At 54.3% G+C, this 15,882-nt stretch carries 11 protein-coding genes and 1 other annotated feature; all 11 genes read right to left on the reverse strand.

The features are described from left to right. Positions 1 to 130: 130 nt before the first annotated feature. Entirely contained in the window at positions 131 to 1,306 is a 1,176-nt protein-coding gene (locus SNR34_RS25025; protein WP_486180441.1) for an SPOR domain-containing protein, read from the reverse strand. Between the two features lie 127 nt (positions 1,307 to 1,433). Next, positions 1,434 to 2,756, reverse strand: coding sequence for a UDP-N-acetylmuramate--L-alanine ligase (gene murC, locus SNR34_RS25030; protein ID WP_236414848.1), 1,323 nt, complete (start codon positions 2,754 to 2,756; stop codon positions 1,434 to 1,436). 56 nt (positions 2,757 to 2,812) lie between these two features. Further along, positions 2,813 to 4,189, reverse strand: a complete 1,377-nt coding sequence (locus SNR34_RS25035; RefSeq protein WP_343261591.1) for a bifunctional folylpolyglutamate synthase/dihydrofolate synthase — start codon at positions 4,187 to 4,189, stop codon at positions 2,813 to 2,815. Between the two features lie 78 nt (positions 4,190 to 4,267). Then, entirely contained in the window at positions 4,268 to 6,934 is a 2,667-nt protein-coding gene (locus tag SNR34_RS25040) for a valine--tRNA ligase (protein ID WP_236414416.1), read from the reverse strand. Between the two features lie 57 nt (positions 6,935 to 6,991). After that, positions 6,992 to 7,276, reverse strand: a binding site (T-box leader). A gap of 236 nt (positions 7,277 to 7,512) precedes the next feature. After that, entirely contained in the window at positions 7,513 to 9,081 is a 1,569-nt protein-coding gene (locus SNR34_RS25045) for a LysM peptidoglycan-binding domain-containing protein (protein ID WP_486180442.1), read from the reverse strand. A gap of 135 nt (positions 9,082 to 9,216) precedes the next feature. Then, the gene (locus SNR34_RS25050) at positions 9,217 to 10,125 is read right to left on the reverse strand and encodes an RluA family pseudouridine synthase (RefSeq protein WP_339274296.1); all 909 of its coding nucleotides are present in this window, start codon (positions 10,123 to 10,125) and stop codon (positions 9,217 to 9,219) included. Then, positions 10,122 to 11,426 carry a glutamate-1-semialdehyde 2,1-aminomutase gene (gene hemL / locus SNR34_RS25055; protein WP_236414420.1) on the reverse strand — a complete coding sequence of 435 codons (1,305 nt, stop codon included), beginning with the start codon at positions 11,424 to 11,426 and terminating at the stop codon, positions 10,122 to 10,124. Before hemL ends, SNR34_RS25050 begins: the two co-directional genes overlap by 4 nt. Before the next feature lie 144 nt (positions 11,427 to 11,570). Next, positions 11,571 to 12,572: a porphobilinogen synthase gene (gene hemB, locus SNR34_RS25060; protein WP_236414421.1), complete on the reverse strand. Its 1,002-nt coding sequence runs from the start codon at positions 12,570 to 12,572 to the stop codon at positions 11,571 to 11,573. Positions 12,573 to 12,706: 134 nt separating this feature from the next. Further along, positions 12,707 to 14,269 (reverse strand): uroporphyrinogen-III C-methyltransferase, encoded by a 1,563-nt coding sequence (gene cobA / locus SNR34_RS25065; protein WP_486180443.1) that lies wholly within the window; start codon positions 14,267 to 14,269, stop codon positions 12,707 to 12,709. 4 nt (positions 14,270 to 14,273) lie between these two features. Then, a complete protein-coding gene (hemC, locus tag SNR34_RS25070) occupies positions 14,274 to 15,227 on the reverse strand; it encodes a hydroxymethylbilane synthase (RefSeq protein WP_236414423.1) in 954 nt (317 codons plus the stop codon). Further along, the gene (locus SNR34_RS25075; RefSeq protein ID WP_236414424.1) at positions 15,214 to 15,882 is read right to left on the reverse strand and encodes a precorrin-2 dehydrogenase/sirohydrochlorin ferrochelatase family protein; all 669 of its coding nucleotides are present in this window, start codon (positions 15,880 to 15,882) and stop codon (positions 15,214 to 15,216) included. Before SNR34_RS25075 ends, hemC begins: the two co-directional genes overlap by 14 nt.

Raw genomic sequence — 15,882 nt, forward strand, 5'->3', positions numbered from 1 at the left:
CGCCATTTTTTGACACCCACATTATTATACGGGGTTTTGTACGTCAATACAAACACAAATCCGGCAAGGGGAACTATTTCCAGTTCCCTGCCGGACAAGCATTTCAAGACTGTGTTAGGAGATCCAACGATTACTGCTCCTGCAGCGTATCAAGCCATTTTTTTTGCTGCAGCACGTAGTCCATCAAATTCGTCTGCACCGACCACATATGTGCGGCAGAAGGTTTTTTGTTATATTCGGCAACCGCCGTGATGGCGCTGTTCATCGCTTTGGCCATCGCCGCCGCATAAGGCGCTGCCTCCCCGTTCGTGTTTGCGGACAGGTCGTTGAAGCCGCGCAGCCACGATTCATGCCGATTCTGAATGGAGGTCATCGTTTCGGCGGATACCGCTTGGGGCGCTGCCTTGCCCAGTTCTCCGATGGACAACGTCGAGAGCAGCCCGATCAACGTTTCGCTATCGTTAAAGAACTGTGTCGCGGTTGCCTGGTTAACGCCCAACGCCGTCACACCGACTTCCGGATACGGTATCTCTTTAACGTAAAGTTCCACGCCCTGGGCCTTTAGGCGCGTGCTGAGCAGTTTGGCCTCTTCGCGATCAGGGGATATGCCGGCATAGACCCGGTTGCCGTCCTCCGGGTCCGCCTCTGCAGCAATCCCGGCCTGAGTCAATTCAAGTTTGGCCTGTTCAGCACGCTCCGGGGAACTGAAAACGCCGTACTGCAGCGCATAGTAATTGCCGCCAGCCAATGTGGCCTGGGCCTGCTGCCCTGCCGAGACCGATACATTGGCCGTATTCTTTTGAGGTACGACGTTTGGAGCTGCCCCGTCTTTGTTGAAAAACGAAAGGATGACGAGGCCGAACAATGCTCCGGTGACGATTGCTCCCGTTACGGAACCAATCATTTTCCACCCCCGCGGGGCCCGGTTTCGCTGATAGGAATAGTGATTGTGCTCGCTTACCCAGTTGTGGTCCGCGTACTCCTCGTTCCATGGATCAACGGCTTCGCTCGCTTCCGGAAGGTCCCGGCGCTCATTGGCATACCCTGCCTGCGGGTACTCGCGTTCAGAAGCATGCTTGTCCATTCCTTTCCCGGGTTTGAGACCCTCGGTAAGTATCGGCAGCGTTTCCCCCCAATCTCCCGGTATCTCCTCCGCAGACCATTGCGGAGCACTGTCTATGCTCGCTGGAGCATGCGTTATCTCCTCGTTCGCCGCTTGGAGCGTTGCAGGCGCGAGCCGCCCTTCGTTTTGCGGCTTGACAGCATCGTGCTCCCCGAAGCGAAACGTCATTCTAGCATTGTTCACCCCGTACCCTCTCCCTTTGTCCCATTTATACAAGCTATATGCGGGAGAGCAGCCATTCATTCCTGAAACAACGAAAAACCCGTCTCTTCCCTAATACGGGAGACGGGTTTCCCCTTGTGTTCCGATTCTATGCTTTGATCAATTTGGCGAGCGTGTCGCCCACCTTCCAGATGTCGCCTGCGCCCATGGTAAGAACAAGATCACCCGGCTGCAAACGGCTCTGCAGATCGGCAACCACGTCCTCCTTCGTAGGCAAGTAACGAGCCGATGCATTGCTGTTCTGCACGATCAGTTCCACCAATTTGGCGGAATGCACGCCTTCGATCTGTTTTTCCCCTGCCGGAGAATAAATGTCGGTAATCAACACCTCATCGGCTTCGGCAAATGCACGGCTAAATGCGTCCAACAGGAAAAACGTGCGCGTGTACCGCTGCGGCTGGAACACCGCGATGATGCGTTTTCCCGTTGCTTTCGCCGCACTGATCGTGGCCTCGATCTCGGTCGGGTGATGTGCGTAATCATCGATAATCAACATGTCGTTGGCTTCGCCCAGCACCTGGAATCTGCGTTTGGCTCCATGGAACTCAATGATAGCTTCGACGATTTTATCGAATGAAATTCCTGCTTCCAAACACGTAATGACCGTTGCCATCGCGTTGTATACATTGTGCTTGCCTGGTACGGAAAGTTCAACGGTTCCGAGCGTTTTGCCCTGGTGGTTCATCGTAAAGGAGATTTGGCGGTCTCCCAATTGGATATCCGTTGCAGTGTAATCCGCATCCCGATCAATGCCGTACGTAGTAACGCGTGCCTGCAGCTGTGGCAAAATACTTTGAATGTTCTCGTCGTCGGCGCATACGATAGCCGTGCCTTCCGGACGAATCTGGCTAAGGAACTGCACGTATGCCTTTTTGAGCTCTTCAAAGTCGCTATTGTAATTTTCGAGGTGATCGGCTTCAATGTTGGTTACGATGCCAAGCCATGGATGGTATTGCAAAAACGAGCCGTCGCTCTCGTCAGCCTCCGCAACGACCCAATCGCCTTGACCCGCTTTCGCGTTGGTGCCCAGGTTCATGATTTCCCCGCCGATGATGTATGTCGGATCCGTTCCGCATTTATCCATGACGAGCGCGATCATCGAGGAGGTTGTCGTTTTGCCGTGTGCTCCCGCAACCGCCACGCCCTTGCGTTCATTAAGTAACCGTGCCAGCATCTGGGCCCGGTGCAATATAGGAATGTTCAGCTGCTGAGCAGCCACACGCTCCACATTGTCCGCCGGAGCTGCCGTCGAATAGACGACCAAGTCGGCCCCGTTTACATGCTCCGCAGTATGTCCGATGTATATTTTCGCCCCTTTGGCTGCCAACTTCTCGGTCAACTCCTGGGAAGCGACATCCGATCCGGTCACGGTGTATCCCATTTCAAGCATAACTCTGGCAATGGCACTCATGCCATAACCGCCAATCCCTATAAAATGAACGTGTTCCGATGTATTTAACAAAACCTTCACCAACCTTTTTCAGAATCGGTTTGATGCAAAAGGGCTGCCCGCACATCCGCAATCAAGTACAATGTGCCGGAGACTACCCCCAGATCTTCCGCTTCCGTCCGTGATTTCAATAATTCAAGCGCCTTCACCCAATCGGGCTCGACGATGATTTCAAGTTCCTTCTTCGCGAAACCGGGACGCACCTGTGCTACAACGTCCTGCAGCTTGGCTGCATCCATTTTGCGCCTAAAGTCCGGCTCGGTCAGGATCAGCGTATCCACTAGTGGCAGTATATGCTGCAAATATGCTTCATGATGCTTATTCTCCAGCATGCCCATCATCAAATTTAACCTTTTGTGGGGGTAGACCTCCTTAATGCTTTGGGCCAGCGATTCCGCCCCTTCCGGATTATGTGCTCCATCCAGAACGATCCGCGGATCATCAACCACTTTTTCGAAGCGCCCCGCCCAAAATGCATGTTCAAATCCTTGCACGAGATCCTTGTCTTCCAATACAAACGCCATGTATTGCCGCAGCACTTCAAGTGCCATAAGCGCGCCCGCGGCGTTGTCGCATTGGTATGTACCCTTCATGCAAATGCGAATGTCCAGTTCGCGGAAAGGTCCGGCAAAATGAATGGTCTGACTGTTTTCGTCGCGATCCACTCTGCGATAAGAAAACTGCTGCCCTGCCACATAAGCCGTCGAACGAAGTTCTTGGGCCCGATCCGTGATGACCTTGATGGCTTCAGGCTGCGACGCACAGGTGACCACAGGTACCCCCGGCTTGATAATGCCCGCCTTTTCCCACGCAATGGCCTCGACCGTATCCCCAAGCACATCCGTATGGTCCATGCCGATGTTGGTAATGACCGAAACGACTGGAGTAACGATGTTGGTTACGTCCATCCTTCCCCCAAGCCCAGTCTCCCATACTACCACGTCGGGGTAGCACTCCTCCGCATAATAGAGAAGCGCAAGCGTCGTCGACACTTCGAACATGGTTGGAGAACCGAGCGGAGTCGAAGCCATCTCCCGCACGAGCGGATGCAGCCGATTGGCAATTTTCAGCAGCGTCTCCTCAGGGATATCCTCTCCGTTGTATTGAAAACGGTTCGTGAATTTGGTGATGTAGGGCGACGTGAACGTACCTACGTCATACCCTGCCTGAAGAAGTACCGACGTCAAAAAAGCGCAAGTCGAACCTTTTCCGTTCGTTCCCGCGACATGGATGAATTTGAGACGCCGATGCGGATTCCCCAGCCGTGCCATCAGCGCTTCGATACGCTCCAGCCCCGGTCTGATGCCAAAAGGAATAAGACCATTGATCCAGTCTACCGCCTCGACATATGTCTGCAAAGGTGCCTTTTCGCCTGCTCCATTGATTTCCGTCATCTGATTTCACCTTCGGTCCCAATGTAATTGAAAAAATCGGCCGGATGGCGAACAGCCGCCATCCGACCCAGAAATGCCTTACGCCTTCAGTTCATTGATCCGGGCAATGACTTTATCCCGTTTGTCCGAATAATCGGCCATTTTGGCGCGTTCTTCTTCAATAACCTTGGCAGGAGCCTTGGATACGAAGCCTTCGTTCGCCAGCTTTTTCTCTACGCGCGACACTTCGTTTTCCAGATTCTGCAGTTCTTTCTCCAAACGGGCAACTTCCTGCTCGATATCGATCAGTCCCGCCAGCGGCAAATACAATTCGGCGCCTGTGATGACTGCCGTCATCGCTTTGTCCGGAGAGCTGAGGTTCAGACCGCTGTCGAATTCGGACGTGTTGCAGAAACGTTTGATGAAATGGCTGTTGCGTTCGATGATGCTGTTGGCCTCGGCGCTATTGGCTTTGATCAGCAATTCGACTTTTTTGCTCATCGGCACGTTGACTTCGGCGCGAATGTTCCGTACCGCACGGATCGTATCCATCAGCAGGTTCATTTCGGCAACGGCTTCCGGGTTTTCCATGGCCGGGTCATACGTCGGCCAAGCAGCCAGCGTAATCGTCTCGCCTTCATGCGGCAGATGCTGCCAAATCTCTTCGGAGATGTAAGGCATGAACGGATGAATCAGGCGCATGGTCTGATCGAGCACATAAGCCAATACGGATTGGGTTTTCTTTTTCGCCACAGGATCTTCGCCGTAAAAGGACAATTTTGCAAATTCGATGTACCAGTCGCACAGATCGTCCCAGATGAAGTTGTAGAGGAGACGACCGGTTTCGCCAAATTCATACGCTTCGATTAGACGCGTAATGTCACGGGAAGTTTCGTTCAGACGGTGCAAAATCCAATAATCCGCGGTCCCAAGCTCGCCGGAAATGTCGCGATCCTCGATAGTGAAGCCTTCCAGGTTCATCAGGGCAAAGCGGGATGCATTCCAGATTTTGTTCGCAAAGTTGCGGGCCTGCTCCACGCGTTCCCAGCGGAAACGCAAATCTTGCCCCGGCGTGCTGCTCGTCGAGATCATGTAACGCATGGCATCCGCGCCGTATTTCTCGATAACGTCGAGCGGATCAACCCCGTTGCCAAGCGACTTGGACATTTTGCGTCCTTCCGAGTCACGCACCAATCCGTGCATGAGTACGTCCTTGAACGGAATTTCGTCCGTGAATTCCAGCGCGGTGAAAATCATGCGCGCAACCCAGAAATAAATGATGTCATAACCCGTTACAAGCACGCTGGTCGGGTAGTAACGTTTCAGGTCGTCCGTATCTTCCGGCCATCCGAGCGTGGAGAACGGCCACAGCGCGGAGCTGAACCACGTATCGAGCACATCCTCGTCTTGTCTCAGGTTGCGGCCCGCATATTCAGGGAGCGTTGTCGGATCTTCGGCGGAGACGATAATTTCCCCAGTTTCGTCGTCATACCAGGCAGGAATCCGGTGACCCCACCACAGTTGGCGGGAAATACACCAATCGCGAACGTTCTCGATCCAGTTCAAATAGGTTTTCTCGAAACGTTCCGGCACAAAGCGTACGCCGTCGCCTTCTTGCTGTTTCTTGATGGCTCTTTCGGCGAGCGGCTTCATTTCAACGAACCACTGCGTGGACAGATAAGGCTCGATTACGGCCCCCGTACGTTCGCTGTGGCCAACCTGATGGACATGGTCCTCAATGTTGATCAGCACGCCCAGCTCTTTCAGGTCTGCAACAATTTGTTTGCGGCAGTCGCTGCGATCCATGCCTTGATACTTGCCTGCTTCGGCATTCATCGTTCCCGTTTCATCCATGACGATAATTTGCGGCAGATCGTGGCGCAAACCGACTTCGAAGTCGTTCGGGTCATGCGCAGGCGTAATTTTAACGGCACCGCTTCCGAACTCTTTGTCGACGTACTCGTCCGCAATAATCGGGATTTCGCGGCCGATGATCGGCAGCACGAGCGTTTTGCCAATCATGTCGGCATAACGTTCGTCTTTGGGATGCACGGCTACGGCCGTGTCGCCAAGCATCGTTTCCGGACGCGTCGTTGCCACGGTAATATGGCCGCTTCCGTCCTTGAGCGGGTATTGCAAATGGTACAGGTGGCCCTGAACCTCTTTATATTCAACCTCGATGTCGGACAACGCCGTCCGGTTCACCGGATCCCAGTTAATGATCTTTTTGCCGCGGTAAATCAGACCTTTCTCGTACAGCTGCACAAACACTTTGCGCACCGCTTTGGACAAACCTTCGTCCAGTGTAAAACGCTCGCGGGAGTAGTCCAGCGACAGGCCCATTTTGCCCCATTGCTCGCGAATCGTCGTTGCATATTGTTCCTTCCAGTCCCAAACGCGATCCAGGAATTTCTCACGGCCGAGATCGTAGCGGGTCAGTCCTTCTTCCCGAAGCTTTTGTTCCACTTTGGTCTGAGTCGCGATTCCGGCATGGTCCGATCCCGGCAGCCACAGCGCATCGTAACCTTGCATCCGTTTGGTACGGATCAGGATGTCCTGCAGCGTAAAGTCGAGCGCGTGCCCGATATGCAGCATGCCGGTTACGTTCGGCGGCGGAATTACGATGGTAAAAGGCTCAGCGTCTTTGCGCTGTCCTGCTTGAAAATATCCTCGCTCGATCCAGGTCTGATACCATTTTTGCTCCGCAGCCTTCGGGTCATATGTCGTCGGCATTTCGGTTGCGGCTGACTTGTTTTGTTCCGTCATTTGTCATTCCTCCGTTACTCATCATCTTCGCCAAAAAACAAAAAAACCTTTCATCCCTCAAAGGACGAAAGGTTAGCTTTCGCGGTACCACCTTTGTTTCACGCAAGCACAGACCAAGACAGAGCATCCTTGAGGCTTCGCGTGACACTTTAAGCAGATAACGGCTGCTACCGGCCCATTCTACCAAGCAGGGATGAAGCTCATACCGCTTCACGAACTCCCGCGTTCAAAAAGGCAACTCCCGGGCGACTTCGATCAGCTGGTTCCTGCGGAATTTTTCAGCGCTGCAATCCCGCTCTCTGAAAGGTCATACTGTCTACTACTCCCGATCTTCGTCTTTCCTTAAAATTCCCATGAGGCTAATGAAATAACCAAACGCCCGCCATTCGCGGATGTTAGGAAAAAACCTAAACACATCATACCTTGCCCGTGCCCGATAGTCAACCTGGCAACCGCTGATTCACGTCCCTGCCATGCGTTTTGCGGCATACCAATGGCAAAAACCCGCAATCCAAACGGATCACGGGTGAAACAGCGCTTGTTTTGATTCCAGAACAAACCCTTAACGGCATTGCCATTCAAGGAATGTAAAGGACCTGACCCTCTTCGACGACCTGTTCGGAGAGGCGGTTATACAATTGCAATTCCCTCGTCGTCAATTGATAGCGGTCGGCGATGGTATCCAGCGTTTCTTCCCGTTGAACGATGCACATTTTCACCTTTCGGAAAGGCGTCTGCTCTACGAGCGAACCCAAAAACAGGTTTTTCCACTGCACCTCTTCCGAAGCAGCAGACGGTTCCCGCGACGTTTCTGCAGCCGCCTCATTGGGGCGCTCCTCCTCTGCCTCTCTCGTGCCTTTGCCCGAAATCAAAGATGAAATGCCAAACCCATCCTCCTGGGGCGGACGCGTCTCCCGTTTGCTGCCAAAAGCCACCTTGAGTTCCGGCTTGTCTTCCGTTTCGGCCACGGGTTCGGGAATCGCCGATGGAGTTTCTGCCGGGGGATCAGCCAGCTGCACCTCATTAGACTCGCGTTCCTTTGCAGGAACAACCGCTTCAGAAGCGGCAAACACGTCCTGCCAGTTTTCCCCTCCTGCCGACTCTTCTTTCTGTTCTTCCTGCGTTGGAGCGGATCTTGTTTCTCCAAGGGTCCATGGGTTCGCAAAGGCTTCACGGGATTGACGAGATTCCTGAGCTTCCCGCTCCTGGTTTGCATGTTCCGGCAATGACGATGCCGAAAGTGCATGCCATGCAGGCAAGCTTGGTTCAGGTTCCGGTGGAGCCGGTACCTTCGCGGCATCCGCAGCGGTTCTTTCTTCGACATCCGTATTAGCGTCCGGGTCCGAAGCCGTATCGACCGGCTCGGAATATGCCGCTCCAAAGAAGGATAGATGGGCTGCTCCGTTCGCTTCAGCCGCCTCGTTTGCTTCCGCCTCTTCCACCACTCCCGGCTCACGCTCGGCTGCCTCCTGCGCAAGGAGTTGGGGTTGCTCCGCCGGAACCTGCCCGGAAACAGGACCGTTGATCGTTTCAGGCTTTAACGAATCGTCCAAACGTAAGGCATTGTCCGCTTCAGGCTGGTATAGAAGACCCCTGGCCGCCTCGTCCAGTTTGGGCGCTCCAATAAGCCTTTCCTCTTCGCTTCGCTGCAGCAGATATTCCTGGGCGTGAACGTTTATTTCGCTATCAGGTTGCTCCGGTTCCGTTTCGAAGCCATCCTGCGGCAGCTCCGGCGAATGAACGACTGTGAACTCGTCTGCCGGCCACCCTTGGTTCTCCTCCGCCGCAAAACCCTGAATGCCCCGAAGCGACAACACGCCGGTAATGTTCAAGCTTCGCTCCGATAACAGATCAACATCAAAGTTTTCAATTTCGATCGAAATATCATCAAGGGACCGAACCCGGTTGAGCGGAACCGTGATTTCAACAGGAATGAAATGTTTCAACTCTTCGGAATAGTCATTCTCTCCCCTATAAGCCCCCGTTAGCAGCAAATGCCCCCTAAGTGTCGCGTAATCTTCCTGACCGATCACCTGAATGCGCGGAAAAAGCTCAATTTCCTCCAGTTCCTCAATCGCAGGGACTCCCTCTGACAAATGAACGCGCTCATAAATATCGAACCGCAAACCATATGGTTGATTCAGCAAAGGTGGCGTCCTCCTTTCGGCATATGTTCACCATAATCCTTCTCATGGGACTGATGCATGGTCCAAATGTTTCATTACCCCATCTATATGCCCTGCATGAGATAAGCATGCCACCTTTTCCTCAAACCTTATGTTTTAATGGTCCTGGCCCTCCCGCTTGGCCAACTGTTCGAAATCGGACGGCCACGGATCGGCGACCTCCACCTTAGCTCCCGTCAGCGGGTGCGCAAAAGTCAGCCTTTCCCCGTGAAGCGCTTGTCGGCCGATCTGTTCTTTCCGGCCTCCGTATAACACGTCCCCGACAAGGGGATGACCGACGTGAGCCATGTGCACCCGAATCTGGTGGGTGCGTCCCGTTTCCAGCTTTAACCGCACAAGCGTTGCGTTTTCCCATACCTCTACAACCTGCACACGGGTAATCGCCTCCTGTCCCCCATCGGACACGCGCCTGCGCTGTTTGTGATGCCTGTCTTTGCCGATCGGCGCATCAATGATTTTCAGCCGCCCCGGAATCTTGCCTCCTGCAATGGCAACATATTGCCGGTCGATCTCCTTGCGTCGCATGGCTTCGTCCAGCTTGGCTAAAGCAAATGCGTTTTTGGCGTACAAAACCGGACCTGTCGTATCCTCGTCCAAACGATGAATGTGGCGCACGCGGGTTTGTATCCCGTTCATCTCATAGTAAGCTGCCACGGCATGATCCAGAGTGACCGCCCGGTCCTCGCGGCTGCCGTCCGAATGCAGCTTCATGCCTGCCGGCTTGTGTACCACAAGGCAAAAATCATCCTCGTATAATACGTCAATATCTGCCCAGCGCGGCTCCACGTCCAGGGGAAGAGAAGCAAAAAGGGCCAGCCTTAGCCGGTCCCCTGCCAGTTGTATGCCGCCTGTCGCCTTGAGCTGGCGGAGCATTTTGTCGGGCATGCCAAGCTCCGAGAGCAGCCACTGCTCGGCTGCAGCTTGTCTGTCAGCACTGCCCGTTACTTTTTTTCCCGGAGTCAGCTCAAGCCAATCCCCGCGGCGTTTCCAACTTGTTATGCTCATAGCGATTGCAATGCCTTGCGGTTTGCCTCGATCGTGTCGTCGATGTCTTGTTCCGTGTGGACGCCCGATACGAACATGCCCTCAAACTGGGACGGTGCCACACTGACACCTTGATCGATCATGGATGCAAAATAGCGACGGAAATGATCCAGATTGCTTTCTTTGGCTATGTCATAGCTCGTCACCGGAGTCCCCGTAAAGAACGGGCAGACCATGGAGCCGACCCGGTTGATCGTGACCGGAATGCCGGCTTCCGCCGCATTTTGCTCGAATCCGGACTGCAGGCGTGCAGATAGCGTTTCAAGCCGATCATAAACTTCGGGCGTAAGCAGCTTCAAAGTTGTATATCCGGCAGTCATCGCAAGCGGATTGCCGCTAAGCGTTCCGGCCTGGTAGATCGGTCCGGTCGGCGCGATCTGCTCCATCAGGTCCCGTCTGCCGCCGTAGGCACCAACAGGCAAACCGCCGCCAATCACTTTGCCGAGACAAGTCAGGTCAGGCGTTACCCCAAAGCGTCCTTGGGCACAGTTCAGGCCAACCCGGAAGCCTGTCATCACTTCATCGAAAATAAGCAAACTGCCGTATTGTTCCGTCAGGCTGCGCAGCCCTTCAAGAAATCCAGGTAGCGGCGGCACAACACCCATGTTTCCGGCCACGGGCTCCACGATCACGGCGGCAAGCTCCTCACCATAACGCTCGAATGCCAGGCTTACGGATTCCAGATCATTGTACGGAACCGTAATCGTATTGCTTGCTACACCTTCAGGCACGCCAGGGCTATCCGGCAATCCAAGCGTGGCCACGCCCGATCCGGCTTTGATCAGCAGGCTGTCCGCATGTCCGTGATAGGAGCCCTCGAATTTCAAAATTTTGCTGCGGCCGGTCACGCCGCGAGCCAAGCGGATCGCACTCATCGTCGCTTCCGTACCCGAATTGACCATGCGCACGATGTCGATCGAAGGTACGCGCTCGCACACGAGCTTGGCCATTTCCGTCTCGATGAGCGTTGGAGCCCCAAAGCTCGTCCCTTTCAGGGCAGTCTCGCGCAAAGCTTCAACAACATCGGGATGGGCATGCCCCATAATCAGCGGTCCCCAGGAAGCGACATAATCAATGAATTCGTTCCCGTCGATATCGTAGATTTTGGAGCCTTCGCCGCGCTCTGCATAGATTGGCGTCAATCCAACCGATTTGAATGCGCGAACCGGACTGTTCACTCCACCGGGTATGTACTGCTTGGCTTCCTCGAATGCGCTGCGGGAGCGCTCGTCGTTCCGACGGCTTCCTTGTTGTGCGGTCATTGAACATCCTCCTTTGGATTATCCTCCGGCTGTCCATACAATCAAGTACCGACAGCCGGATGGAAACTTCAACATCAATTTGCTATTTAACGATGGAGTAATGGCTCGGGTGCCATGTCCATGATGCTTATATGGTCTAACCGTTTATTTCTCGGCAAGCCAGCGGCAAGCGTCCTTGCCATGATACGTTATGATCATGTCCGCGCCGGCACGTTTCATGCTGAGCAGGATTTCCATGGCCACTTTTTTCTCATCGATCCAACCTTGCATCGCAGCCGCTTTGACCATCGCGTATTCACCGCTCACATTATAAGCAACCAGCGGCAAGTCGAATTGATCCTTGATCGTGCGCATGACGTCCAGGTAGGAAAGGGATGGCTTCACCATCAGCATATCAGCGCCTTCGAGTACATCTGTCTCCGCTTCGCGAATGGCTTCCCGAACGTTAGCCGGGTCCATCTGATATGATTTGCGGTCCCCGAATTGCGGCGTGGAATCGGCAGCCTCACGGAACGGACCGTAGAAGGCGGAGGCGTATTTGACGGAATAGGACATAATCGGAATATGGCTGAAGCCATTTTCGTCCAGTCCCGCCCGGATGGCTTGCACGAAACCGTCCATCATGTTGGAAGGTGCGATGATATCCGCCCCCGCCTTCGCTTGGGATACCGCGGTTTTGACCAACAGCTCCAGCGATTCATCATTCATCACATCGCCGCATACATGCCCGTCCACTTCGGTGGTATGCACCATGCCGCAGTGGCCGTGATCGGTATATTCGCACAGGCAGGTATCCGCTACAACGATCAGTTCGGGATACCAGGATTTGATCAAACGCGTCGCTTCCTGCACGATGCCGTCATCGGCGAAACCGGAAGTGCCTACACTATCCTTCGTTTCCGGAATGCCGAACAATAAGACGGCCGGGATTCCAAGTTCAACAATTTCGGTGACCTCTTCCTTAAGTCGGTCCAACGAGAACCGAAATACGCCGGGCATCGATTTGATCTCGGATTTGACGTTCTCTCCATAAATAACGTAAATCGGCTGGATGAAATCATCGACCGACAGATGTGTTTCTCTCACCATATTGCGAATGCCCGCTGACTGGCGCAAACGGCGATGACGTACAATCGGAAAACTCATAACGTAATGCCTCCCTTAAAATATGTTCATGCAAAAAGGGAAGCGCGCCGGGTTCATATCGAAATCAGCACGCTTCTGTCGTAAGCGCAACCTTGCAATGATCGCACTCTTCGGTTCAGTTCATTAACACCCGATCAACGTGAATCCTTGCCTGCAAGTACAGGCTTTCTTTGCCACTCGCACAGTGCCGAAATCAGGCTCTCCATCGTCGCTTCTTTCGCCATCATCGTTACATGCAATCCGGCCTTCTCGGCCGTTTTGCCTGTAACCGGCCCAATGCACGCAATTTCCACGTTTTTCAGCAGCGGCAGCGGATCGGACAACCCCATGCGCTTTAACATTTCCATAAAGTTCGTCACGGTGGAAGAACTGGTGAACGTCACCGCATGAATCCCGCCCTCTTCAAGCAGCTTCAGCAGCTCGTCGTCGTTCTCGCCCGCAAGCACCGTATCGTAGATAATCGCCTCGGTGACCTCAAGCCCACGTTCCCGCAGCTGTTCGGGCAGCCACGACCTGGCGAGGTCGCCGTGCGGAAGCAGTACTTTTTGCCCCTGAATCAGTTCGTTTTCATAGGCGTCAAGCATGCCTTCGGCCTGGAACGGTCCGGGAATCAGCTCGGCAGCAATGCCGCGTTTGCGCAAGGCTTCCGCCGTGGACGGGCCTACCGCAGCAATTCTCGCTTTGTACATGGAACGAATGTCTTTGCCCTGCTGCTCCAAATGGCGGAAGAAAAATTCGACGCCGTTAACACTCGTAAAAAACACCCAATCATAAGCATCCAGCTGATGAAAGGCTTGCTCTACGCCATGTAAAGCAGCCTCATTCGTTGGCATCACCGTTTCGATGACCGGGAACTCATAAGGCTCCCCGCCAAGCTCTTCGATGCGGTTCACCAGTTCGCTCGCCTGGCTGCGCGCCCGGGTTACCAGAATCCGCTTGCCAAAGAGCGGCATGAATTCCGCCCACTTCAATTGTTCCCGCTGCTTGACGACATCACCAACGACGATGACTGCCGGCGGCTGGAAATCGGCAGCGAGCACTTTGGCCTCAATGTCCGCCAGCGTACCCGTGAGCGTGTCCTGCTCGGCCCTTGTCCCCCAACGCACCAGCGCTACCGGCGTTTCCGGCGGTCTGCCGTGTTTGATGAGCTGCTCGCTGATATAACCGATTTTCGCTACGCCCATCATAAATACCAGGGTACCCGTAGCGTTCGTCACTTTATCCCAATGAATGCTCCGGTCCAGCTTGTCCGGGCTTTCATGGCCCGTAATGATGGAGATGGATGAGGCGTAATCGCGATGGGTCACAGGAATGCCTGCATACGCAGGCACGCTAATCGCTGCGGTTACGCCAGGTACGATTTCGTAAGGAACACCGTTTTTGCGCAGCAAATCCGCTTCTTCGCCTACCCGTCCGAATATTGTGGGATCTCCGCCTTTAAGACGGACCACAACTTTGCCTTCAAGTGCAAGATCGACAAGCAGCTGATTGATCTCTTCCTGCTTCATCGTGTGTCTGTCCGGCCGTTTGCCCACATATATTTTAACTGCGCCAGGCTTCATCAGCTTGAGCAATCGCGGACTGGCCAAACGATCATAAACAACCGCATCCGCCTTGCCGATGGATTCCCATCCTTTTACCGTGATCAGCTTTGCGTCCCCTGGACCAGCACCAACCAAAAACACCTTTCCCACCATGTCCTCATCCCCTAACTTCTGCCAGTATCTGCTCTGCTCCCCGTTCAATCAGTCTCCAGGCCACTTCTTCTCCGAGGCGAACCGGGTCCTTGCCGGTAAGAGTCTCCTTCAAAATCAGTCCGCCATCCGGCGTACCGACCATTCCCGTTAATTGTAACGTGTTTTGTCCATCGGGGGAATCCACTTCTTGTTTCGTCCAGACGGCATGTGCACCGATCGGAACCTGGCATCCACCGTTCAGCACGCTGAGAAACCGTCGCTCGGCCATTACCGGCAGCGCTGTCTCCTGATCGTTATAAAGGCTCAGCAAGTGGCGAAGCTCCGCGTCGTCCTCACGGCATTCGATGCCCAGCGCACCTTGTCCTACAGCCGGAAGCGACTGCCCCTCGTTCAGATATTCGGTAATGCGATCCTGCCAGCCCATCCGGTGCAATCCTGCCGCCGCCAAAATGATGGCATCCAAACCTTCGGTCTCCAGCTTGCGCAGGCGGGAATCGATATTTCCGCGCAGCGATTCCAGCTGAAGGTCAGGACGGTAGGCTTTGATCTGGCTGGAACGCCGCAGGCTGCTTGTGCCGACCCGCGCGCCTTCGGGCAGCTGATCCAGTGTAAGACCTTTGCCTGAAATCAGCGCATCCCGGGGATCGACGCGACGGGGAACCGCCCCGTTGATGAGTCCTTCCGGCAATTCTGACGGCATGTCTTTCATGCTGTGCACCGCCATGTCGATCGTATGATCCAGCATGGCCTGTTCGATTTCTTTGACGAAGAGGCCTTTGCCGCCAACCTTGGAGAGCGTTACATCCAGAATAAGGTCCCCTTTGGTGACGATCTTATGGACCTCAAAATCGAACTCCAGCCCCTCGCGTTTGCTTATGCTGCGCAAATCGTCGATGACGTGACCCGTTTGGGTCAATGCCAAGGCACTTTGCCTGCTTCCCACTTTAATGGTTCTCATGTTCTACGTCCCCTCCTGAATTACGGGATATCCAGCTCCCGATTTCTTCTTCCGTCCACCACTTGAACCGGCCGGAACGAATGTCCTCCAGTAGATTCATCTCGGTCAAGCTTCGCAGCAAGATCGCCCGTTTCCGGGGAGATGGCACACGCGCCTTCACTTCCTTGCGCATCCGATGAAGGAATTCGATATATGTTTCGTATTCATCGCCGAACTGCTCTTCCAACGCGGCACGGATTGCCGCAGCTGCGGCCGGACCTGCTCCGGCAGTAGAAATCGCAATGCTCATTCTCCCCCGTCTGACCACGCTCGGGGTGGTGAATGTACTCCGTTCGGATGACATCGCATCGTTGACCAGAATATTTTCAGCCATTGCCTCCTTGACCACGGACAAGTTGACGTCTTCCCGGTCTGTAGCCGCATATACGAGAAAGGCCCCCCGCAAATCTCCGTTGCGGTAGGCCCGGGCCATCCATTCGATTCGGGAATCCTGATGCAATTGTTTCAATTCCGGCGTCGCGTCCGGACTAATGACTTTAATTTTGGCCCCCGTATTCAGAAGTCCTCTGACCTTCCGCTCAGCAACGCGGCCTCCGCCGATTACGCAGCAGGTCTTCCCGGCTGCATCTACAAAGAGCGGCGTGTAACACTCCAT

The sequence above is a fragment of the Paenibacillus sp. XP01 genome, from assembly GCF_057364885.1.